The 23,131-nt window shown below is 44.8% G+C and carries 16 protein-coding genes; 2 read left to right on the top strand and 14 right to left on the bottom strand.

All coding sequences use genetic code 11. The features are described from left to right. Positions 1-91 precede the first annotated feature (91 nt). The gene (locus tag AACW75_RS26340; RefSeq protein ID WP_102447479.1) at positions 92-3,523 is read left to right on the top strand and encodes a hybrid sensor histidine kinase/response regulator; all 3,432 of its coding nucleotides are present in this window, start codon (positions 92-94) and stop codon (positions 3,521-3,523) included. Positions 3,524-3,642: 119 nt separating this feature from the next. Here the strand turns inward: AACW75_RS26340 and AACW75_RS26335 are convergent, their stop codons facing one another. The 4 genes from AACW75_RS26335 to AACW75_RS26320 form a co-directional block, all read right to left on the bottom strand. Beyond that, on the bottom strand, positions 3,643-5,028 hold the full coding sequence (locus AACW75_RS26335) for a class II fumarate hydratase (protein WP_145570040.1): 1,386 nt from the start codon (positions 5,026-5,028) through the stop codon (positions 3,643-3,645). A gap of 12 nt (positions 5,029-5,040) precedes the next feature. Next, positions 5,041-5,427, bottom strand: coding sequence for a hypothetical protein (locus AACW75_RS26330; RefSeq protein WP_145570039.1), 387 nt, complete (start codon positions 5,425-5,427; stop codon positions 5,041-5,043). A 220-nt stretch (positions 5,428-5,647) separates the two neighbouring features. After that, positions 5,648-7,351: a sodium:solute symporter family protein gene (locus tag AACW75_RS26325; protein WP_017073758.1), complete on the bottom strand. Its 1,704-nt coding sequence runs from the start codon at positions 7,349-7,351 to the stop codon at positions 5,648-5,650. Between the two features lie 10 nt (positions 7,352-7,361). Further along, positions 7,362-7,628, bottom strand: coding sequence for a DUF4212 domain-containing protein (locus AACW75_RS26320; protein WP_009844701.1), 267 nt, complete (start codon positions 7,626-7,628; stop codon positions 7,362-7,364). Between the two features lie 434 nt (positions 7,629-8,062). On the opposite strand from AACW75_RS26320, the gene AACW75_RS26315 reads away from it, so the two are divergent. Beyond that, complete coding sequence (locus AACW75_RS26315) at positions 8,063-9,814, top strand: potassium/proton antiporter (protein WP_145570038.1); 1,752 nt, start codon at positions 8,063-8,065, stop codon at positions 9,812-9,814. On the opposite strand, the gene AACW75_RS26310 is transcribed toward AACW75_RS26315, so the two are convergent. From AACW75_RS26310 to AACW75_RS26265, 10 genes are all read right to left on the bottom strand, one after another. Then, positions 9,811-10,440 carry a response regulator transcription factor gene (locus AACW75_RS26310; RefSeq protein ID WP_145570037.1) on the bottom strand — a complete coding sequence of 210 codons (630 nt, stop codon included), beginning with the start codon at positions 10,438-10,440 and terminating at the stop codon, positions 9,811-9,813. The two genes, AACW75_RS26315 and AACW75_RS26310, sit on opposite strands and share 4 nt — an antisense overlap. A gap of 252 nt (positions 10,441-10,692) precedes the next feature. Then, positions 10,693-12,576: a protein-disulfide reductase DsbD gene (locus tag AACW75_RS26305; protein ID WP_145570036.1), complete on the bottom strand. Its 1,884-nt coding sequence runs from the start codon at positions 12,574-12,576 to the stop codon at positions 10,693-10,695. A gap of 174 nt (positions 12,577-12,750) precedes the next feature. Further along, a complete protein-coding gene (locus tag AACW75_RS26300) occupies positions 12,751-13,239 on the bottom strand; it encodes an arginine repressor (protein WP_029224885.1) in 489 nt (162 codons plus the stop codon). Between the two features lie 327 nt (positions 13,240-13,566). Further along, positions 13,567-14,031, bottom strand: a complete 465-nt coding sequence (gene pyrI / locus AACW75_RS26295) for an aspartate carbamoyltransferase regulatory subunit (protein ID WP_017073752.1) — start codon at positions 14,029-14,031, stop codon at positions 13,567-13,569. Between the two features lie 15 nt (positions 14,032-14,046). Beyond that, positions 14,047-14,976 carry an aspartate carbamoyltransferase gene (gene pyrB, locus AACW75_RS26290; protein WP_017073751.1) on the bottom strand — a complete coding sequence of 310 codons (930 nt, stop codon included), beginning with the start codon at positions 14,974-14,976 and terminating at the stop codon, positions 14,047-14,049. Positions 14,977-15,456: 480 nt separating this feature from the next. Beyond that, the gene (locus tag AACW75_RS26285; protein ID WP_145570035.1) at positions 15,457-16,467 is read right to left on the bottom strand and encodes an ornithine carbamoyltransferase; all 1,011 of its coding nucleotides are present in this window, start codon (positions 16,465-16,467) and stop codon (positions 15,457-15,459) included. A gap of 211 nt (positions 16,468-16,678) precedes the next feature. Further along, positions 16,679-17,590 (bottom strand): carbamate kinase, encoded by a 912-nt coding sequence (gene arcC / locus AACW75_RS26280; protein ID WP_145570034.1) that lies wholly within the window; start codon positions 17,588-17,590, stop codon positions 16,679-16,681. Positions 17,591-17,663: 73 nt separating this feature from the next. Continuing rightward, positions 17,664-18,887 carry an arginine deiminase gene (arcA, locus tag AACW75_RS26275; RefSeq protein WP_017073748.1) on the bottom strand — a complete coding sequence of 408 codons (1,224 nt, stop codon included), beginning with the start codon at positions 18,885-18,887 and terminating at the stop codon, positions 17,664-17,666. Positions 18,888-19,750: 863 nt separating this feature from the next. Beyond that, positions 19,751-21,199, bottom strand: coding sequence for a YfcC family protein (locus AACW75_RS26270; RefSeq protein WP_017073747.1), 1,449 nt, complete (start codon positions 21,197-21,199; stop codon positions 19,751-19,753). Positions 21,200-21,745: 546 nt separating this feature from the next. Continuing rightward, on the bottom strand, positions 21,746-23,053 hold the full coding sequence (locus AACW75_RS26265) for an anaerobic C4-dicarboxylate transporter (RefSeq protein WP_004729714.1): 1,308 nt from the start codon (positions 23,051-23,053) through the stop codon (positions 21,746-21,748). Between the last annotated feature and the right edge of the window lie 78 nt (positions 23,054-23,131).

Here is a 23,131-nt window from a genome sequence, read left to right as displayed (position 1 = left end):
AGCGATGCGATTGAGTTAATGACGTATCCTTAGTTAAATGAAACCTCTCCCTTATGGAGAGGTTTTTTTATGGATGAAGAAAGGGTTTTCAATGCAAGGATGGGTAGTAGTTCCAGTCTCTTTAGCCTACTTGGGCGTGTTATTTCTGATCGCTTGGTATGGAGACAGGCAGGTTCGTTGGCTATCGCGTTGGCGCCCGTGGATTTATAGCCTTTCTATCGCGGTGTATTGTACCTCGTGGACCTTCTATGGCACGGTCGGGCAGGCCAGTAATAACCCTTGGTCCTTTTTACCCATTTATCTCGCGCCTATTTTGGTGTTTACGCTAGGGTGGCGGATCTTAGCTCGGCTGATCCTAATTGCGAAGCGTGAACATATCACTTCAATTGCTGACTTTATCGCGGCTCGTTACGGAAAATCACAAGGATTGGCGGTTGCCGTAACCATTATTGCCGTCGTCGGTATTCTTCCTTATATCGCACTACAACTTCGTGGTATTACCATGGGCTTGGATATTGTCGCCCCTAACCTCGCGGCTGATTTTGGTTATCAGGATTATCATGTTTCTTGGTTTGTTGTTGGTGCTTTAGCTATTTTTACGATGCTGTTTGGTACTCGACACATCGACAACACAGAACATCACCGTGGCATGATGATGGCAGTGGCATTTGAATCTATTGTTAAGCTCGTGGCATTTTTAATTGTCGGTTTGTTTATCATTTATCTGGCGATGAGTAGCGATAAAATTGACCTGCTTGATGTTGCAGCTTCCACCTATGAATCGCCCAATATTCCGACCTTAATCATCCATACCGTTTTAACCATGCTGGCTATTGTTTGTTTACCTCGTCAGTTCCATACCATGGTGGTTGAGAACGAACGCCCGCAAGATTTGCATACGGCACGTTGGTTATTCCCAGTTTACCTTATCTTGATGGGGCTGTTCGTTCTGCCTATTGCTTGGGCAGGTCAGGGGTTACTCACTAACATGCCTGCCGATACCTATGTCATCAGTGTGCCAATGGCCGAAGGGGCTAATCATATTGCCCTGCTCGCTTTTCTGGGTGGTACTTCCGCTGCCAGTGGCATGGTGATTGTGTCGACCATCGCATTAGCGATCATGGTATCGAACGATTTGGTGATGCCGTTACTGTTGCGTCGTATGCGTCTAACCCAAAGAACCCATAAGCATTTTTCTGGTTTGTTATTGGTGATTCGTCGCGGATTGATCCTCCTACTTTTACTCGGCGCTTGGGTGTTTTATCAGGCACTTGATACGATTCATTCCTTGTCGGCGATTGGCTTTCTTTCGTTTGCTGCCATCGCGCAGTTTGCACCGGCATTGCTTGGTGGCTTGTATTGGCGGCCAGGGAATCGAAAGGGGGTTTATGTAGGTTTATTGGTAGGTTCAGTTATTTGGCTTATTACCTTGATGAGCCAAACCAGCATGTTGGCAGGTGATAGCGAGAGCAACCTATTGTTGTGGATTATTACGCCGCCAGAATTACTAAGTAGCTGGGATATCAGTAGCTCAAACTGGGGCATCGTATTGAGTATTGTGCTCAACACCCTGTGTTATGTCGTGGTTTCGATGATGACAAGACCAAGCCTAAGTGAGCGCTTACAATCAGCGGCATTTGTTGGTACACCGTTACCTGAGAATGAAAATATAAGCCTCTATCAGAGCCGTGTAACAGTGGCTGAATTGGAGATGCTCGCGTCTCGTTTTGTTGGTCGAAAACGAGCAAAAAGTGCCTTACACAGTTATTGGCAACAACACGGTCAACCGCTGCTTCCTAATCAACAAGCGCCTGCAAGCCTGATTCGACATGCAGAACGCGTGCTTGCGGGTGTGTTTGGTGCCTCTTCTGCTAAGTTAGTACTCACTTCTGCGTTGCAAGGCAGAAACATGCAACTTGAAGAGGTTGCAACTATTGTTGATGAAGCCTCTGAGCTATATGATTTTAGTCGTGGCTTACTGCAAGGTGCAATCGAGCATATTGGCCAAGGTATTGCGGTGGTGGATAAACAGATGCGCTTGGTAGCGTGGAATCAGCGTTATTTAGAACTGTTTGAATTTCCGGCCGGGTTGATTCAAGTAGGCCGACCGATTGCTGACGTTATTCGTCATAATGCTGAACAAGGTTTGTGTGGTCCGGGTGACCCAGAAGATCACGTTCGACGTCGTGTTTATCACCTTGAACAAGGCACCCGACATACCTCTTCTCGTATTCGTCCTGATGGCCGAGTCATTGAAGTGCAAGGTAACCCGATGCCAAGTGGTGGCTTTGTGATGAGCTTTACCGACATCACGGTGTTCAGACAAGCAGAGCAAGCGCTAAAAGATGCCAATGAAAGCTTGGAATCGAGAGTGCATGAGCGAACTCAAGAGCTCGAGAAACTGAATCATCGCTTGGTAAAAGCAACTCAGATTTCGGATCAAGAATCACAATCCAAGAGTCGTTTTCTTGCTGCGGTTAGCCACGATTTAATGCAACCACTGAATGCTGCTCGCTTGTTTGCTTCTTCGCTCTCTGAGGTAGCAAAAGAACAAGAGGTGAAGCAGCTTTCATCCCATATCGAAAGTGCACTGGGTGCTGCTGAAGACTTGATTGGTGATTTATTAGATATCTCTCGATTGGAGTCGGGAAAATTAGAAACCAATGTTCATGCTATTGCCGTGCATGATGTTCTTATCCATTTGAATGCTGAATTTAGTGCTTTGGCGACACAACAAAAAATCCAGTTCAAGATGATCCCTTCATCTCTGTTTATTCACTCTGACCCTAAGTTATTAAGACGTGTTATTCAGAACTTTTTGACTAACGCCTTTCGTTATAACCCTGAAGGGAAAGTGGTGCTTGGAGCGAGGCGAGTTAACGGCCAGGTGCGAATCGATGTATGGGATAACGGAACCGGTATCGATGAAGATAAGCAGCAGGAAATCTTCGAAGAGTTTACCCGTGGTAGCCAAGTTCGTGCCGATCAAGGCTTGGGGTTAGGGCTCGCGATTTCTAAAGGCATCGCTCATGTCTTGGGTCACCAAATATCAATGCGATCATGGCCAGGGCAAGGCAGTGTTTTTTCCATCACGTTAGCGAGAGCCGAACAGGTTGCTCCGGTTGTGCAAGTTTCGACACCAATGGCGACCAGTGATATCGAACACTTGAAAATATTGTGTGTCGATAATGAACGAGAAATATTAGTCGGTATGGAAAACCTGATTGGTCGTTGGGGCTGTGAGGTTAAGACGGCTGTTGATTTGGTTGAAAGCTTAAAGTGTTTAGACGATGAATGGCATCCAGATGTGATTTTCTCTGATTATCGTTTAGATAATGGCAGAACTGGACTTGAAGTCTTACAGCAGTGCCGCCTACGTCTTGGTGATTCTTTTGAGGGCGTCATTATTAGTGCGGACAGAACTGATGACATGTTGGCAGCGATAAAGGCCAATAGCTTTAGCTTTATTGCTAAGCCCGTGAAACCGCTAAAATTAAGAGCGGTTCTAAATCGGGTGAGTTAGTTAAGAATAATCAGCTCGAATTCCTAATTAATGAACGGATGTAAAAAAGGCCTCGTATGAGGCCTTTTTGTTTCAGTAAGGATCGTTAGTTCTTATTTTCTTGCTAACTAACTAACTAACTAGCCTGCGATTCCACCCTGCGTCAGTGTGGTTGGATCAAGAAGCTTGCTGAGTTCTTCTCGGCTAAGGTCGGTTTCTCTTTCCGCAACATCAAGAATCGGTAAGCCTTCTTTGTAAGCCTTCTTGGCAATATCCGCCGCTTTGAGGTAACCAATTACAGGGTTTAGGGCTGTCACGAGAATTGGATTCTTTGACAGCGCCAAGTCGAGATTGTCTTGGCGTACCGTGAAGGTGGCAATCGCTTTGTCAGCTAATGCGACAGAGCTGTTTGCCAACAATTCAATACTTTCTAACGCGTTATGAGCAATCACCGGCAACATCACATTCAGTTGGAAGTTACCCGATTGTCCAGCCACCGTAATGGTGGTGTCATTGCCAATCACTTGTGCTGCCGCCATTGCAGCTGCCTCTGGAATCACAGGGTTTACTTTTCCGGGCATGATCGATGAACCTGGCTGTAGAGCCTGCAATTCAATTTCACCTAAGCCAGCCAGCGGTCCGGAGTTCATCCAACGAAGATCGTTTGAGATCTTCATGATCGCAACTGCTGCAGTTTTAAGCTGACCAGACAATGCAACGATCGCGTCTTGGCTGCTGAGGTTAAAAAAGAAGTTTTCACTCGAGGTAAAACTGATCTTTGTTGTTTGAGACAGGTTACTCGCAAATTTATCGGCAAAACGTGGGTCAGCATTTATCCCTGTACCGACTGCGGTTCCGCCTTGAGCTAAAGCCTTAATAGCTGGCAGGGTGTTCTCTATCGATTGCTTGGCGTGTTCAATTTGAAATTTCCAACCACCAAGTTCCTGTGCAAAGGTAATTGGCATTGCATCCATTAGGTGGGTACGACCGGTTTTTACTATTTCAGCAAGCTCTTGTTGCTTAACGGCAAGCGATTCAGAAAGGTGAGTTAATGCAGGTAACAGCTTATTTTCGACCATCAAAGCCACACTGACTTGAATTGCGGTTGGTACCACATCGTTACTACTTTGGCCCATGTTGACGTGATCATTAGGGTTCACGTCGCCTTGCAAGCTTCTTGAAGCTAATGTGGCAATCACTTCGTTGACGTTCATGTTAGAGCTGGTACCAGAACCCGTTTGGTAAACGTCAATAGGGAATTGCTCGAGGTGTTTACCCTCAATGATCTCTTGGCTGGCTTCGGCAATCGCGTTGGCAATATCACCTTCTAACAAGCCTAACTGAGCATTGGTATCGGCAGCGGCCTGCTTAATTAACGCCAGTGCTTGAATGAAATTGGTTGGCATCCTGTGGGAGCTAAACGCGAAGTTATCCGCGGCTCGCTGAGTTTGCGCTTGGTACAGCGCATCGGCAGGGACTTTAACTTCGCCCATGCTGTCTTTTTCAATTCGAAATTGTAGGGTCATGTTCTATCCTTGTTAGCCAAGTGGGGCTTGGACTTGTTGTAGTGTTTGGCTGAGATTCAAAAAACGCGCTTGGCCTTGAGGTTGCTGGCAGTAGTGGCGTTTCAGATAAAATAGTGGTGAGTGAATAGAGTCTAGGCAGATATGACGAAAGGCGAAACTGCGGTCAGGGGACTCGATAGCTTCAATTAAGTGGAAGAAAGTTTGGCGTAGGTACAGTTCACACAACAAGATATTTTCTTGGGCGGCGTGCTTTTCATAATAAGCTGAAAGCGTCAGTGCGCATTCGATATAGTCTCGAATTACCGTGGGTTCGTTGCCTTGAAGTTGCTCTGGTGAAGTAAAGCGATCCTGTGCCTTGTAAAACCTCGAATAGAGTACCTGTTGCTCTTTCATCATCATCTGCATCTCTTTATTGGATGTTAATGATAATTATTATCAAATGACATTTTAAAAACAACCCTTTCTTTTATCTTTTTATAAAATTAAAGGACAAAAGAAAAAGCCGATACATAAATAATGTATCGGCTTTCTGGAATCAGTACCTAATCCCTACAATGTAAGTACAGACTCATTTTATTTTCTAGCTGCTTCCTGTCTTAGTTATTAAGTAGTGAGCGGTTTAGTGGTCGTGAGCTTCACCAGCACCTTTAGGGTAACGGATAGACTCAACCATCTCTTGTACATCTTCTGGTACTTCAGCTGTCACTTTATTCACTGCAATTGATACGATGAAGTTTAGACACATACCTAGCGTACCAATGCCTTCTGGGCTGATACCAAACCACCAGTTTTCAGGTGTGCTTGCTGCTGGGTTAATGAACTTGAAGTAGATGATGTAGCTTGCTGTGAAGGCTATGCCTGACAACATACCTGCAATTGCGCCTTCCTTGTTCATCTTCTTGTAGAAGATACCTAGGATGATGGCAGGGAAGAAGGATGCTGCGGCTAGGCCGAAGGCAAACGCGACTACCTGTGCTACGAAACCTGGTGGATTAATACCTAAGTAACCCGCACCAACAATCGCGACCATGGCTGCCAAACGAGCGGCTAATAGCTCCTGCTTGTCGGTCATATTTGGTTTAAAGCCTTTCTTCAACAAGTCATGTGAAATCGACGTTGAGATGACCAATAGTAGACCTGCGGCTGTTGATAGTGCAGCGGCTAAGCCACCGGCAGCAAGTAGTGCGACAACCCAGTTTGGTAGTTTAGCTAGCTCTGGCGAAGCCAGTACGATGATGTCACGGTTAATCTTCATCTCGTTGCGTTCATCGCCCGAGTAGAACATTTTGCCATCGCCGTTCTTATCTTCCCAGCCTACTAGACCCGTGCTTTCCCAGTTTTTATACCAGCTTGGTGCGTCTGCTGCGGCGACACCTTGCATATCTGGGCCGTTAATTGTTTCGATCATGTTTACACGAGCGAATGCTGCAACGCCTGGTGCTGTTGTGTATAGCAATGAGATGAACAGTAGTGCCCAACCCGCTGAGATACGAGCATCACGTACTCTTGGTACTGTGAAGAAACGAATGATTACATGTGGAAGACCCGCAGTACCAACCATTAGAGCCGCACAGATGAAGAATACATCCACCATGCTCTTGTTACCTTCGGTATAGGCGGTAAATCCGAGTTCTTCAGTTAGGCCATCCAGTTTATCAAGTAAGTAAACATCGGTGCCGGATAGTGTTGAACCCATACCAACTTGTGGAAGCGGGTTACCTGTCATCATGATCGAAGTAAAGATTGCTGGAACAAGGAAGGCGAAAATGAGGACACAGAATTGAGCTACCTGCGTATAAGTGATGCCTTTCATGCCACCGAGTACTGCGTAGAAGAACACAATACCCATACCAATAACGATACCTAGGTTAATATCAACTTCTAGGAAACGAGAGAATACAACGCCCACACCACGCATCTGGCCTGCAACGTACGTAAACGATACGAAGATTGCACAGAATACCGCTACCATACGTGCTGTTTTCGAGTAGTAACGTTCACCGATGAAATCAGGAACTGTAAACTGACCGAACTTACGTAGGTAAGGTGCTAAACATAGTGCAAGTAGTACATAACCACCTGTCCAACCCATAAGGTAAACCGCACCGTCGTAACCAACGAATGAGATGATACCTGCCATTGAGATAAACGATGCTGCCGACATCCAGTCAGCGGCTGTTGCCATGCCATTTGCTACTGGGTGAACACCACCACCAGCTACGTAGAACTCACTGGTTGTTCCAGCGCGAGCCCAGATTGCGATGCCGATATATACTGCAAAAGTAATACCGACGAGAATAAACGTCCAAGTTTGAATATCCATGTTCTAGCCTCTAGTCTTCCTGTACGTTGTATTTTTTGTCCAGCTTATTCATGCGAACAACGTAAATAAATATCAACGCCACGAAGGTATAAATTGAACCTTGTTGAGCGAACCAAAAACCTAGCTTAAATCCGCCAAATTGAATGGTATTTAAAACATCTACAAATAAGATGCCAGCGCCATAAGACACTACAAACCACACTGCGAGTAGTGTGCCCATTATTCCCAAGTTTTCCTTCCAGTAGGCTTGAGCATGTTCTGTTGATTCGAACGCCATTGCCTTCTCCTTTATTCCGTTTTCGTAGAAACCGTTTTGTAAAATAGCGTGTTAACGTAATGTTACGATTTAGAATGTAGCAAGGATAAGTCAAGGGATCTGTGCAACTTTAGTCGGGATGGTATTAGCGCTAATGTACTGAAATATGGGATCTAGGAGGCATAACCATAGAAAAATGTGATGTTACAATGTTGTTAAATTAGCCGAAGGTCTAACAAAAAGGGATGAATTAGACTGCGAGTCATAAAATTTAACAACTAAATGACCGAGAAACGGTATTTAGCCCTGCTTATGACACGAAGCGAAACATAAGTTTGTTATAGTAACTACGGCACTTTCACCGACCGTGCCTTGCTAAACGGCAGAAGATCAACAAGCTAGTGGCAAAAGATCAACAGGCTTAAAGCTCGGATTTTATTCTTTGGGGGAACGAATTGGACGCAATAACCATTAACCACTTATTTTTGACTGGTGCTGTATTAATCGCCATCAGTGTGCTTTTCTCGCAAGTGTCCTCTCGATTGGGCGTTCCGATTCTTTTGATCTTTTTGTTCGTTGGTATGTTGGCGGGCGAAGATGGCCCTGGTGGCATTAATTTCGATGATTACTCATTGACCTACTTGGTGAGTAACCTTGCGCTTGCCGTGATTCTGTTGGATGGCGGTATGCGAACCAAGGTGGCGAGCTTCAAGGTTGCTTTCTGGCCTTCGCTCTCGCTGGCGACGATAGGTGTCGCATGTACCGCAACTCTAACGGGCTTAATGGCTGCTTGGCTGTTTGACCTATCACTGATGCAGGGCATTTTGGTTGGGGCGATTGTTGGTTCAACCGATGCGGCAGCGGTATTTTCTTTGCTGAAAGGGCAGAGCCTCAATGAACGTGTTGGTTCAACGCTAGAGATCGAATCCGGTACCAACGACCCTATGGCTGTCTTCCTGACCGTCACTTTAATCGCGCTGCTGGGCAACCCTGATGCTGAGATGGGAATTAATTTCCTACTGCAAAGCTTTGCTATGCAGTTTGGTATCGGCACGCTTGTCGGAATCGGTGGCGGTTGGGTTTTGTGGAGCTTAATCAATCGAGTGCAACTGGCTGATGGCCTTTACTCCATTCTGGTACTTAGCGGTGGCGTCGCTCTGTTTGCGTTCTCTAATATGCTGGGCGGTAGCGGCATCTTATCGATCTATCTAGTGGGTCTGTTCATTGGTAATCGCCCAACGCGCTCTCGACACTCTATTCTTAATGTCCTTGACGGTATGACGTGGTTAAGTCAAATCGTGATGTTCTTGGTGTTGGGTTTGTTGGTTACGCCATCGACGTTGATGGACATTGCGCTTCCTGCGTTAGCACTGGCCTTCGGTATGATTTTGTTTGCTCGCCCATTGTCTGTTTGGTTGGGTTTACTGCCGTTTAGAAGCTTTACCACCAAGGAACGCTGGTTTGTTTCTTGGGTGGGTTTGCGTGGCGCTGTGCCGATCATTTTGGCGGTTTTCCCGATGATGGCAGGCCTGCCTAATGCTCAGTTGTACTTCAATATAGCCTTCTTCGTGGTTATGGTTTCGCTGATTGTTCAGGGCGGCAGTTTAATGAAAGTCGCGAGACTGGCTAAAGTGACCTTACCACCAACGCCGACACCGATTTCTCGTACCGGCATTGAGATTTACCCTACCAGTGAGTGGGAGATGTTTGTCTATAAGTTGAAAGAGGAAAAGTGGTGTATTGGCGAACCGCTTAAGCGCTTGTCTATGCCAGAAGGGACGCGAATTACCGCACTATTTAGAAAAGATGCCTTGCTCCATCCATCGGGTAGTACCGTGTTAGAGGCGAACGATATTCTCTGTGTGCTTGGTCAAGATAAAGACCTAGACAGTTTAAGTGAGCTATTCAGTGAGGCACCTTTAGCCGAAGACGCCGCACGATTCTTTGGTGATTTCTTCCTTGATGTTGGGCTATCAATTTCTGCAGTCAGTGATTGTTATGGCATTGAATTGGGCTCGGAAGAAGAACGAGAAATGACGCTAAAACAATTGGTTGATCAAGAGCTTGGAGCGCATCCTGTATTAGGTGATAGCTTCGAATGGTATGACATCAATTGGGTGGTGGCAGAGATAGATGATCATAAAGTCGTCAAGCTGGGTTTATGTTTACCCAAGACGACTTTAGAAGAGGATGTGAGTGAAGTTTAATTGTGGACTTCTTGTAGCAAGATAACCGCTTGAGTTCTGTTTTTCACATCCAGTTTACGGAAGATGGCCGTCATATGCGCTTTGATGGTCGCTTCCGAAACATTCAATTCATACGCAATTTGCTTGTTAAGTAGGCCGTCAGAAAGCATTCCCAAGACCTTATATTGCTGAGGCGTCAGTGAGGAAAGTTTTTCTGCAAGGTCGTTGCAGGCGGCTTTATTGGTGATCAGTCCTTCAGGAAAGAACGGGTCGCCATTCAGCACTTGATTGAGCGCGCTCACCAATTCACGCATATCACTCGATTTAGGAATAAAGCCAAAAGCACCATGACTTTTAACTTGGCTGACAACGCTAGCATCCTCGCTAGCTGATATAACCACAATCGGTAAATCTGGATATTCAGCGCGTAGCTGAATCAAGCCTGACATACCATTCGCGCCCGGCATTTTTAGGTCGAGAAGTAATAGATCGGGTTCGTCTTCTTTTTTCAGTAGGGTCAGTAAGGCATCGAGAGAATCGGCCTCAAGCAGATTCGCACCGCTGATCGCCATGTGTACTGACTGAAACAGGGCGTTACGAAAGAGAGGGTGGTCATCGGCAATGATGATGGTATAGGTCGAGTCCATGACGTTCATACTTTTAACAATTTAGTTAATATTTATTATCATCCTGATTGAGTATGTGGACAATATTTATGCATTAAAAGTCTGAACCATATCGACTTTTATTCCCAGAATAAGAAACCGTTGCTTTCAATAACACAAAAGCCGCGTAATCATCTCACTTAGGGAGAAGATTGCGCGGCTTTCAGATTTACTCTATATAACTGAATAGCTTAGAAACTGTCAGTTACTGTTGTCGCTACTGTTATAACAAGCTTATAGCTGGTGGTCTTGCATGTGTTTTAAGAATAAATCAGCTGGCATAAAACCGGTTACACGAGCATTTGGAACATGGTTGCCCTCACCGTCCCAGAACTCAATGGTAGGTAAACCTAACACTTGTAATTGTTTAAGCAGTTCAATGTCTTGAGGCATGTTCTTGGTTACGTCTGCTTGAAGAAGCACAAAATCTGAAAGTTTATTCTCGACATCGGCTTGATGGAAGGTGTACTTCTCGAACTCTTTACATGCCACACACCAATCTGCGTAGAAATCGAGCATCACAGGTTTCCCCAGTTTTCTTGCTTCGATCAGCTGTATCTCTAGCTCTTCAACGGTGTGGATGCGTGCAAATTGGATCGGTTGCTCAACCACGATTTTATTTTCTGCAAACCAGTAATTCAATGCAGGTTGTGCTGAGGCAAACAACCCAAGCATCGCGATGATGCCAACAGCGCTCTGTTTCCAGCCACCAAATGGTAAGGCATTCTTGCTGTGGTAAAGCCAGCCAAACGCAATGAAGCCCAATCCAGACCAAAGCACCGTTGCCCACAACTCAGGGATGATGCGTTCCAGCAGGAAGATAGGAGCAGCGAGCAAGATAAAGCCGAATACGATTTTCACTTTATCCATCCAGTTACCCGCTTTCGGTAGTAACTTATTACCGAATACTGCAACCAAAATTAACGGTATTCCCATTCCCATCGCAAGGGCGTATAAGGCAATCGCACCTGTAAACAAGTCACCACTTTGAGCGACATACAGTAGCGCGCCTGACAGCGGTGCTGTCGTACAAGGCGAGCATACTAAACCAGAGATAGCACCCATAGCGAACACACCTAAGGTATTGCCACCTTGTTGCTTGTTACTTTGGTTGTTGAGCCAGGTTTGGATACTGCTTGGTAGTTGCAGGTTATAAACACCGAACATAGACATGGCCAGAGCCACGAACAGAGCGCTCAGCGCAATTAGCACGTAAGGATGTTGCATGGCTGCTTGGAACTGCATACCCGCAGAGGCAACCACTAAACCCAATAAGGTGTAAGTTAACGCCATGCCTTGCACATAAATGAAAGACAGCATCAGCGCACGACCTTGGCTGAGCTTACCACCACCTAATACGATACCCGTTAGAATCGGATACATCGGCAGAACACACGGAGTAAAGGCTAAGCCAACACCGAGTGCTAAGAATAGTAATGGAGTCCACCAACTGTCACCAAGCTTATCGGCTAAGCCTGCTTCTTTTGAAACGGGAGCATTGGTTTGTTGAGTGGTATTGCTTGCTGTGTCAGTTGTAGGAGAAGAGGGTTGTACTGAATTGTCAGCTTGAACCGCGACGTCAGAAGAACCTTGCGAGGCACCGCTTTTTTGCACATCACCACTGTTTTGTACATCACTGCTTTTTATCTCCCCAGGAATCGTCGCAGTAAACGGTTCAATGTCGATTACTCGAGTTTCTGGTGGGTAGCAGAATCCAGCGTCAGCACACCCCTGATATTTCACGATCAGCTGTGAACCATTTTGATAGTTCTGTAGAGGAACTTGCACGAATAACGGCTGAGTATAAATACTCACCTCACCAAAAAATTCATCTTGGTGTGGTTGGCCATCTTCCATTTCAACATCACCGATAGCGAGATTTTGGCCAGTGAACGAGAGGCTATGTTGATAGAGGTAGTAGCCTTCTTTTACTTGCCAGTCGAGAAGAACTTTGCCGTCTTGCTGGTAGTAATTGAAAGGGAAAGCTTGGTCTACAGGAACAAAGCCATTGTTATTGGCTCCGAAGCTTGGCTCGGCGTTGTTGTTTCCAAAAGCCGCGAAGGTTGGCTGAGTGAATAAGGAAACACAAACAAAAAGTAATGTGGCAAGTCGTCGCATACTGTCAGTCATCAAAATGGAGTTAAAGGTATCTTAACTCAATCAGACCGTAATAGTTGGCTATTAGTTTCATCGACAAATAAATATCCCCTAAGGTGGGTGAGCCAATTTATTGAATAACAAACAGGTGGTGAGCTGCGCCACTGAAGTTATCAGCCCTTGTCGTTGAAACATTTAGGCAACGCCCAAGCGTGCTCTTACTACTTGTTCGCAAGCATCAATATTACTCGTGTCTTTTGGAATAATTAAAACCGTATCGTTACCACCAACGGTTCCGATAATTTCTGTATGTGGATCGATATCAACTAACCTTGCCACCAGTTGTGCGCAGCCTGGGTTTGTTTTTACGATGACCATTGCTTGGTTGTGAGTAATCAATTCGATTTGTGATGAGATTGACGCATCGACACGCACAGGTGCGCTTTCAACGGTTATACAGTAGACTTTTTTACCACAAGCATTCTGAATTTTTACGACGCCAAGCTGTGACAAAATGCGTGATACGGTCGATTGGCTAATACCTGTGTAGCCAATATCGACGAGTTTCTCTCGCAGTTGATTTTGGGTTGAGAAGCTCTGTTGTTGTAGTAAGCGTTTGCACGCTGCAGTCAGTGTTTTATCTTCAGCTGAATACAAGCAACCGTGCTCAGTAATTTCGTTCATGAACAACTCCTTAGAGTCAACGTGTGGGTATCGCTTGTCCATAGCGCCGAGCGCACTCCCAAAGCCGTAGAGTACGATTTTAAAACAGGGCTTACCGGTGAATCCCTAAGTCTAAGGGGAAGGTATGCGTGATGTATGATCTTCTATGCAGGCAGTCTACCACTAAAGGATAGTTATCTTTTTGAGGGGGATCACCAAATAAAACTCTAGTTAACTGCTTTTAATTTGGAGTTTTATTCTATTGTGAAATGGATATTTATTCCGGGTTTGGCATAAATATCCATTAAGGTTAATGTGCTTTTGAGTCCGTGATAATGGTGCTAAGGGTTAGCGAATTTCACTCATGATCTCGCGAGAGAATACTTTTTCACAATAGTGGCACTTGAGTTGTACTTTTTCGTGTTTTAGCTGCACTTTAAAGCTACTTTCAACCGGTTCGCCGTGCGAAATGCAGTTGCTATTTGGGCAAGCGAAGACACTATTGATTTTATCTGGTAACACGAGCGTTAGTTTGTTGACTACTTTGTACTCTTCAATCTGATTCACAGTCGCTTGCGGCGCATACAGAGCCAATTGGTTTCCTTGTTCCTTGGTCAGAAAGATGTTCTCAATCTTGATTAGGTCTTTATTGCCGAGCGCTGATGATGGCAGGTTTAACCCCATCGTGATGCGTTGCTCTGTTTTATGTAGCTTGAACAGTTTGAGAATTTTAATCCCAAGATGAGCAGGGATGTGGTCAATGACACTGCCGTTACGGATCGCTTCTACTTGTAGCTGAGTTTGTTTAACCATGACTGTATCTCCTGCTTATAAAGTGTCGTTTAGAACTAGGGCTAATAAAGCTTCACGTGCATACACACCGTTTTCGGCTTGTTCGAAGTAGTAAGCGTGTGGCGTTTTATCGACGTCAGTTGTGATTTCGTCGACGCGTGGCAGTGGGTGAAGTACCTTCATGTTTTGGCGAGCGTCTTTCAGCGTATCGGCCGTCAGAATGTAAGCCGATTTCATGTGCGCGTATTCAGATGCATCAAAGCGTTCTTTCTGTACGCGAGTCATGTAAAGAACATCCAGTTCAGGCACGACTTCTTCAATGCTGGTGTGTGTGCTGTATTGGATTCCCATCTCTTCCAATTCTTCACAGATATAATCTGGCATCTCTAAGACTTCTGGCGCGATAAAGAAAAAACGCACGTTATTGAATTTGGATAGCGCTTGCGTCAATGAGTGCACAGTGCGGCCATACTTTAGGTCGCCAACAAACGCCACATTGAGGTTGTCGAGCGTGCCTTGAGTTTCATAAATCGAGAACAGATCCAACAAGGTTTGAGTTGGATGTTGGTTTGCACCGTCGCCACCATTCACGACCGGAACACCGTTAGAAAATTCAGAGGCTAAACGTGCCGCGCCTTCTTGTGGGTGACGCATGACAAAGGCGTCGACGTAAGAAGAAATGACCTGCACTGAATCTGCAAGTGTTTCACCTTTCTTAGCCAGTGATGTGTTGCCGCCATTATCGAAGCCAATTACCGTGCCGCCAAGGCGTTGAACTGCGGTTTCAAATGAAAGGCGAGTTCGAGTTGAAGGCTCAAAGAAGCAACTCGCGACAACCTTGTTTTTCAGTAATTCCGGATTTGGCTCAGCCTTGAGCCTTGCTGCGGTATCGACGATAAGCTCCAGTTCATTACGAGTGAGCTCTGGAATAGAGATGATGTGCTTGTTAAATAACGAATGCGCCATAACGGGTCTTCCTTCTATGCATACAGTCAAATTGCAGACAAAAAAAAGCCCCCTAAAAATAGGAGGCTTCGAAACGATCAATAGAGCAAAATAAAAATGATACCAACGCCATTCTAAGGCGTATTGGTTGACAATCATGTGCGACAAAGTTGCGGTTCATTTTTTGCTCTTTTAAGACAAATTGCGGAGGATTATACTCAGATAAAAAGGCCATGCAATACTTTCTGTAAAGTATTCATTTTATGGATTTTTATGCGAAATAACGTCCGTTTTTAACTTCCATTTAAGCCTTTGTTGAAACTGAAAAACTTGTGTTTTTTTTGCGATAATCTCTTCAATCGAATGAAAAAAAATGCGAGCTTTATCCAAGGGCTAAATCCCAAGTACGCCACCCGCATTTCCCTGTTATTGCACTTAACTTATTAACGTCTTGCGAACAAGTGAGTGCTTAACTGCTTAACTGCTTAACTACTTAACTTATTAGCTGCCTAGTGTCGCGACCATTACTGCTTTGATGGTGTGCATGCGGTTTTCAGCTTCATCGAACACGATAGAGTATTCAGACTCAACCACTTCATCTGTCACTTCAACGCCGTCTTTTAGCTGAGGGTACTCAGCCGCAAGTTGTTTACCGATCGTGGTGTCTTCGCCGTGGAAAGCCGGTAGGCAGTGCATGAACTTCACATGTGGATTACCCGTTGCTTTGATCATTTCCATGTTGACTTGGTAAGGCATCATTAGGTTGATACGCTCAGCCCACGCTTCTTTTGCTTCGCCCATAGATACCCAAACGTCGGTGTATAGGAAGTCACAACCTTGTACGCCTTCTTGAACATCTTCAGTTAGCGTGATTTTGCCGCCCGTGTGCTCTGCAATTTCACGACACTCAGCCAATAGCTCTTCTTGTGGCCAGAATTGTTTTGGCGCAACAAGGCGAATGTCCATGCCCATTTTCGCAGCGCCAACCATCAGAGAGTTACCCATGTTGTTGCGAGCATCACCTAGGTAAGCAAAGCTGATTTCATGCAGTTGTTTACCACGGCCGTATTCCGTCATGGTTAGGAAATCAGCCAGGATTTGTGTTGGGTGGAATTCGTCAGTCAGACCATTCCATACCGGAACACCAGCGTAAGCGCCTAGTTCTTCAACGATCTCTTGACCGAAACCTCGGTATTCGATGCCATCGTACATACGGCCTAGCACGCGAGCCGTATCTTTCATTGATTCTTTGTGGCCGATTTGAGAGCCAGATGGGCCTAAGTAAGAAACTCGAGCACCTTGGTCGAATGCGGCAACTTCAAATGCACAGCGAGTACGAGTGGACGTTTTCTCAAAGATAAGCGCAATGTTTTTGCCAGTCAGTGTTGGCTGTTCGTAACCGTTGTACTTCGCTTTTTTTAGCTCCATAGAAAGATCTAACAAGTGTTGAATTTCGCGTGGAGTGAAATCTAGTAGTTTTAGGAAGTTACGATTGCGTAGGTTAAAAGCCATGATGTATTCCTTCTTAGATTTAGGCGCTTTCTTGTTACAGGGAAAGAAAATTCAAGAAAGCGCGATTCAATTTTTAGTTAAATTTGTTCGGTTCTGTTTGTTTCGTTTAATTCTGTTTTCGCAAGCTTTAAGAGCTCTCAAGGTTTAAGGTTCTTAAGCTTTAAGGTTCTCAAGCTTTAAGTATTTCAAGGTAATAAAGCTCGCTAATGCGTTAACCTTTAGTGATATTGGTGCCCGCTTGGCCTTGCAGTATTTGCAAGCCATCTTCGAGTGCGCCGATACCAACCACTTTGCCGCCTTGTTGAATGAATTCGCACGATGCTTCAATTTTTGGCCCCATTGAGCCTTCATCAAATTCAAACTTCGCCAATTCACCTGGTGTGGTACTGCGCAGTGCGTGTTGAGTTGGTTTGCCCCAATCAAGGTATACAGCGTCAGCGTCGGTCAAAATAAGCAGGGCATCCGCATCCAATTGTTTAGCTAAGAAAGCGGCCGACATGTCTTTATCGATAACAGCTTCAACACCAACTAATCTGCCATTATCTTTTTTCACTGGGATGCCACCGCCGCCAGTACAAATGACTAGGTGACCCGCATCGATAAGCTGTGTGATCGCTTCGTGCTCAACAATGCCTGTCGGTCTTGGGCTTGGTACTACACGACGGAAATGTTTGCCATCTGGTTTTACTATCCAGTGGTATTTTTCCGCCAATTCACGTGCTTCTGCTTCTTCGTAGATCGGGCCAATTGGCTTCGTTGGATCAGCAAATGCAGGGTCGTTCGGATCGACGGTCATTTGCGTTAGCATGCATGAGATGTTGCGGTCAGGCAGGTAGTTCTTAAACTCTTGCATCAACATGTAGCCGATCATGCCTTGAGTTTCACTGCCCAAAACATCTAGCGGGTATGGGTTTACTTTTTTGTATTCCAAACCTTGCAAGGCAAGTAAGCCAACTTGTGGGCCATTACCATGCACTAACACGACGTTGTACACTTTCGCGATTTCAGAGATGGTTTTAACCGCTGTTTCAATATTACGGCGTTGAACGTCGGCTTCTAACGGCTCACCGCGACGAAGTAGGGCGTTACCGCCGAGTGCAACAACAACAGTTTGCTTAGTCATAATTGTGTTCTCTCATTTTGGCCAAGTTGAGATTATTTAAGATTGTTCAACTTGGCCGTTTTCGTCTTAGTGATTAGATACCATCACGCTCAATTGGGCAGCTCATGCAGCGTGCGCCACCACGACCGCGGCCAAGTTCGTCTCCTGGAATCGGAAGAACCGTGATGCCTGCTTTGTCGTATTTTTCGTTGGTGTATGTGTTGCCTTCGTAGCCAATAACGACGCCTGGTTTAACTGTCAGTACGTTGTTCGCATCGTTCCACTGTTCACGTTCCGCATGGAAGTTGTCACCACCTGTGGTGATTAGGTTCAGCTTGTCTACGCCAAGTGCTTTTTCGATAGCGGTAACGAAGTAGCCTTCTTCTTTCACTTTTACAGCGCCAGATTCATCGCCAGTTAGGTTCCAACACTGCACATCTTTACTCACCACTTCAGGGTAAACAGAGAACGTATCTTCACGCATGTGAGTCATAACGGTGTCTAAGTGCATGCAAGAGCGGTGTTTTGGTAGCTGCATTGCGATAACTTGTTTCGCTTGGCCGTGTTTGAATAGGCTAGATGCTAAGTGCTCAACACCTTGTGCTGTTGTACGCTCAGACATGCCGATAAGCACCGCGCCACGACCGAGCACAAGAACGTCACCACCTTCAATTGTTGAGTTGTCGTAGTTGATTTTTTCTTCATCGCCGAAGTATTTAATGAAGTCTTGGCCTGCGAATGTTGGGTGCCAGCGGTAAATAGCGCGAACGTGGTTTGTTTCACGTTGACGAGCAGGTTTCGCCATTGGGTTGATGGATACACCGCCGTATACCCAGCAAGATGTGTCGCGAGTAAATAGGTGGTTTGGTAGAGGCTCGACAATGAAGTCGGTTGGTGCGTGCATGCCTTGCATCATTGAAGATGATTTCATTGGCATCTCAGCGTAAGACAGTCCGCCCGTTAGGATTTTTGCCAGCTCTAGGTTTGGTAAGTCGCCCAAGTAGCAGCGCACATCATTTGCGAATGTTTTACCCAAACGGTAATCAGATACTTGGCAGCTTAGTAGCCAATCTTTCGCTTCTGACACGGCTAGTGTGTCTGCTAGCAGGTCAGTAAGAAGAAGAACTTCAACACCTTGATCACGTAGCGTTTTAGTAAATGCGTCATGCTCTTTACCTGCACGCTCAACAGCCAGTACGTCATCAAATAACAAATCGTGACAGTTAGAGGGTGTTAGGTGAGTCAGTGCGCGTCTTGGGCGGTGAACTAGAACGCGGCGTAATTGACCTATTTCAGAACCAACATAGAACTTACTCATGATCGTCTCTCTCTTATATATTTGAATTACTTTTATCGCTAAGAGTAATTATTTATTTTCAGTTGAGAAGAATGAATTATTTATTCATATCTCTTGTCTGGAATTAATATTACGCCTGCTAGTCAGGTGTTCTTAGAGATCTATCACAAATTGTTTTTTATCCCTCAGCCCTTTAAATATAAGGGTTTTAACAAACTTTATGCATTTTTGGGCATGACAGGACGATTCTAAATAGTTAGCTGTTAGGGAACTTTATGCATGATTTTTAAACTAAACTTCCTAAAACCTAATTTGCGAGAGATTATATGCAGAATAGTTTTATTGATAGGAGTGTACTTAGCTTAGAAGTATGCATTGTTTTTATTTAGATATTTAATTTTGGATGTGAAATTAATTATTTATTAACAAAGTAAATGCGAATAAAGCTATTGTGATCACATTTTAAAATCGGCTGTTTAGGCGTTATTTTTGATGAAAAAGGGCATTAACTCCCGCCTGTTTATTAGACTGTGAATTTATTAAAATATAATTAACTCTAATAAGTGACTAACTATTTGTCTAAACATCATGGTGACCAATTGATGGCCATTTTATTCAATGTTTTTTTATAATTAAAAGGGTTTTCACTCTTTATCGTTAGTGCCTTTGGCTCATTTAATGTTTACTTTTGAGAAGAGAAGAGAAGAGAAGAGAAGAGAAGAGAAGAGAAGAGAAGAGAAGAGGCCGCGAATGTTACGTGTACAGCTTGAGAGGACGTTTTGATGACAGGGTGCTTACGTTGAAATCGATAGCGACAAAAAAGCCGCTAAGAAAGCGGCTTTGGACGAGAAGGTTTAAGTGAATCGTATATAGATAAAGTTTGTTTAGATCAGTGCACCAATACTTAGCGCAATAACGCAGAACACCATTAAGATACCGATCAATGGCATTACCCATTTAACCCAACGCACATAAGGGACACGAGCAATAGCCAAGCCACCCATTACAACTGCAGAGGTTGGAGTGATTAAATTAACCAAGCCTGAGGCTGATTGGTAAGCGGTAATAACAAGATCTCGACCTACGCCAGCAAAGTCAGCAAGTGGTGCCATGATTGGCATAGTGAGCACGGCTAAACCAGAGGTAGACGGCACTAAGAATGATAATAAAATCTCTAATAAGAACATCACGTTAATAAAGATAACCGAAGAAAGCCCGGTGACCATTTGTTCTGCTGAGAAAAGGATTGTATCCGTAATCATACCGCGGTCCATTACAACCACGATACCACGCGCAATACCAATGATTAGCGCAACGCCAAGTAGGTCACGGGCGCCATCAATGAAGCTAGTCGTAAACTCTTCCTCACTCATACGAGCCACAATACCGACAATGATTGTCGCGGCTAAGAACATAGCTGAGATCTCTGCCATCCACCAGCCAGCAACCGATACACCGTAAATCATCACAGCGAAAGAGCCACCGAAAATAGTGAGGATTAATTTACGCGTTGTGGTGAAATCAAGTTTTTCGTCGCTCGCGTTGCCAAGGAAATGCGCTTTGTTCTCTTCGTATTTGTCGAACACAATTGATTTTGATGGATCTGCTTGAACCATTCTTGCGTAACGCATGACGTATGCGACACAGATGATCCAACCAATGACGAGCATGGCAATACGCAACACGATACCGTCAGTAAATGGAATACCAGAGGCGTTGGCGGCGATAACTGTTGCGAATGGGTTAATGGTAGAACCTAGCACCCCAATCCCCGCGCCAAGCAATACGGTTGCAGCTGCAACAAGAGGGTCAAAGCGAGCAGCCATCATGACAGGTACTAGTAGCGTGTAGAATGGCAGTGATTCTTCCGCCATGCCGTAGACAGTACCGCCAGCGGCAAACAATGCCATCAATATCGGTATCATCAACTCTTCTCGCCCCTCTAACCGGGCGGTTACGCGTTCGATACCCGCGTCAATTGCGCCGGTTTTGGTCACTAAGCCTAAGAAGCCACCAATGATTAAGATGAACAGCGAAACATCGATTGCTGCTGCTTCGTAGCTATTGTGGTCGTAGAAGCCGTCAATAGGCGCTAGCAGTACGTCAATCACACCTTGAGGATTACCTTCTACCGCTTGATAGGTTCCGGTAACAGGTACTTCTCGGCCCAGTTCTTCATTCATCGCTCGGTCGTATTGGCCCGCTGGAACAATCCATGTAAGTAGGGCTACTAGCGCGATAAGAATGAATAAAATGGTGTAGGCAGAAGGGAACTTAAAATTGGCAAAGAAGCCACCTTTTTTGTTCTCGTTTGGTATAGTCTGAGTCGTCATGGCTATCTCCTTGCTTCTATCTTAAATAGAATTGATGTTAATCAGCGACTAATAATTTTTAGATTGTGAATACAATTAAAGTTATAAAAGGTTGATTTGATAAATTTATCGCCCCTATAAAACTCTCATCTTTAATTAAAAGTTTTCACCTTAAATTAAATCTGTTTGTTATTTATATTTACAAACTCGAATGGAATTTAATTTAGCTGCGGTTATTTTATTCTTTACTCAGTTATTTAAGTTTGGTGTTGTTCACAAAAATAGTGGACAGTGCGTAAGGGGAAAATTGGCATAAAAAAGGAAAGGTTTTTTGGTTAGTTAGCTTGGATTAATATTCGATGTGGGTTCGAGAATAAGGAGGGGAGGTCACGTTAATAGGCGTTCTATATTGCTAATGGGAATAGTCTGGGAATTTTATTCAAATTTTATTTTTGTCCGTTTTTATAACTTTCTAATGTTAATTTGATTAGTGTCAAAAAACACATTGCTCAGAATATAAAAAAGGAAGCCGAAGCTTCCTTTTAGGGGTTTAGTTATCAGCGAATGTTAGATAAACAGTCCGCCAAATGCGAAGCCGAGTGCTACCGCGGTACTGATTGTTGCCACACCTGGGATGAAGAATGGGTGGTTAAATACGTATTTACCAATACGAGTAGAGCCTGTGTCATCCATCTCAACCGCTGCCAGTAGCGTAGGGTAAGTTGGAAGAACGAACAGTGCGCTTACCGCTGCGAATGAAGCAACAGCCGTTAATGGTGCTACGCCAATTGCTAGTGCTGCAGGCATTAGTGCTACCGTTGTTGCGCCTTGAGAATAAAGCAGCATTGAAGCGAAGAATAATACTAGAGCTAGCATCCATGGGTAGTCAGCCAGTAAAGCGCCCGCTACGTCTTTGATTTCTGCTACGTGTGCATTTACAAACGTAGAACCTAACCAAGCCACACCAAGTACACACACACATGCTGTCATACCAGAGCGGAATGTTGGAGCCGAAGAAATCTTCGCGGCATCAATCTTAGTGAACATCACGATTGCCGCTGCTGCTGCCAGCATCACAGACATGATCGCTTCGTTACGGCCCAGTGCTGGGTTTTCAATTAGGCCAACAGAGCTAGAGATAGCGGCTGCGTAGCAAACAACAAAACCAATCGCCGCAAGGAAGATGTAAGTCGCTTTCTTCGCTGTTGGTAGAATTTCGCGTTTCTCTTCGGTTGCCAGCTTGATTAAACCTTTCTCTAGACGCTCTTGGTAAATTGGATCGTCTTTTAGTTCACTGCCCATGTAGTTCGCTACAACCGCACCAACCATACAAGCGATGAAGGTTGTTGGAATACAAACCATCAATAGCGTTAGGTAATCGACACCAAATGGTGCAAGCATCGCTGCGAAAGCCACAACGGCTGCCGAAATAGGCGAAGCTGTGATCGCAATTTGAGAGGCAACAACCGCAATAGAAAGAGGACGAGAAGGGCGAACACCTTGGCCTTTAGCCACTTCAGCAATCACTGGTAGTGTTGAGAAAGCGGTGTGACCTGTACCTGCCATTAATGTCATGACGAAGGTAACGATAGGTGCATAAAAGGTAATGCGCTCAGGGTGTTTACGTAAAAAGTTTTCCGCAATTTGTACCAACCAATCCATACCGCCAGCAACTTGCATTGCAGCAATCGCAGTGATTACCGACATGATGATCAAGATTACATCAACTGGGATAAAAGATTGGCTCGTTGGAACACCAAGAATAAGTGAAAGGGCAATCACGCCAGCGCCGCCGGCAAAGCCGATACCGATACCGCCAATTCTGGCCCCCAAAAAGATAAAGAGCAGGACGACAAATAGTTCTACTGCAATCATAAGTAACACCTCATTTTAGATTTTATTATGTGAACATTCGTCGATGGAATATTCACATAATAGTTCTATTGTTTAGAT

Origin of the sequence: Vibrio sp. L3-7, assembly GCF_963898195.1 — a bacterium.
In the GTDB taxonomy this organism is placed as follows: Bacteria; Pseudomonadota; Gammaproteobacteria; order Enterobacterales; family Vibrionaceae; genus Vibrio; species Vibrio echinoideorum.
The sequence above is the reverse complement of the archived record's forward strand: the minus strand, read 5'-3'. Positions and strand labels throughout refer to the sequence as shown.

Coding starts and splice junctions, on each gene's coding strand:
- AACW75_RS26340 (WP_102447479.1), top strand. CDS start 92: ATGCAAGGATGGGTAGTAGTTCCAGTCTCTTTAGCCTACTTGGGCGTG.
- AACW75_RS26305 (WP_145570036.1), bottom strand. CDS start 12,576: ATGCGACGACTTGCCACATTACTTTTTGTTTGTGTTTCCTTATTCACT.
- arcA (WP_017073748.1), bottom strand. CDS start 18,887: ATGAGTAAGTTCTATGTTGGTTCTGAAATAGGTCAATTACGCCGCGTT.
- AACW75_RS26320 (WP_009844701.1), bottom strand. CDS start 7,628: ATGGCGTTCGAATCAACAGAACATGCTCAAGCCTACTGGAAGGAAAAC.
- arcC (WP_145570034.1), bottom strand. CDS start 17,590: ATGACTAAGCAAACTGTTGTTGTTGCACTCGGCGGTAACGCCCTACTT.
- AACW75_RS26310 (WP_145570037.1), bottom strand. CDS start 10,440: ATGGACTCGACCTATACCATCATCATTGCCGATGACCACCCTCTCTTT.
- AACW75_RS26285 (WP_145570035.1), bottom strand. CDS start 16,467: ATGGCTTTTAACCTACGCAATCGTAACTTCCTAAAACTACTAGATTTC.
- AACW75_RS26325 (WP_017073758.1), bottom strand. CDS start 7,351: ATGGATATTCAAACTTGGACGTTTATTCTCGTCGGTATTACTTTTGCA.
- AACW75_RS26265 (WP_004729714.1), bottom strand. CDS start 23,053: ATGATTGCAGTAGAACTATTTGTCGTCCTGCTCTTTATCTTTTTGGGG.
- AACW75_RS26270 (WP_017073747.1), bottom strand. CDS start 21,199: ATGACGACTCAGACTATACCAAACGAGAACAAAAAAGGTGGCTTCTTT.
- AACW75_RS26335 (WP_145570040.1), bottom strand. CDS start 5,028: ATGACCCTACAATTTCGAATTGAAAAAGACAGCATGGGCGAAGTTAAA.
- pyrB (WP_017073751.1), bottom strand. CDS start 14,976: ATGGCGCATTCGTTATTTAACAAGCACATCATCTCTATTCCAGAGCTC.
- AACW75_RS26300 (WP_029224885.1), bottom strand. CDS start 13,239: ATGAACGAAATTACTGAGCACGGTTGCTTGTATTCAGCTGAAGATAAA.
- AACW75_RS26330 (WP_145570039.1), bottom strand. CDS start 5,427: ATGATGATGAAAGAGCAACAGGTACTCTATTCGAGGTTTTACAAGGCA.
- pyrI (WP_017073752.1), bottom strand. CDS start 14,031: ATGGTTAAACAAACTCAGCTACAAGTAGAAGCGATCCGTAACGGCAGT.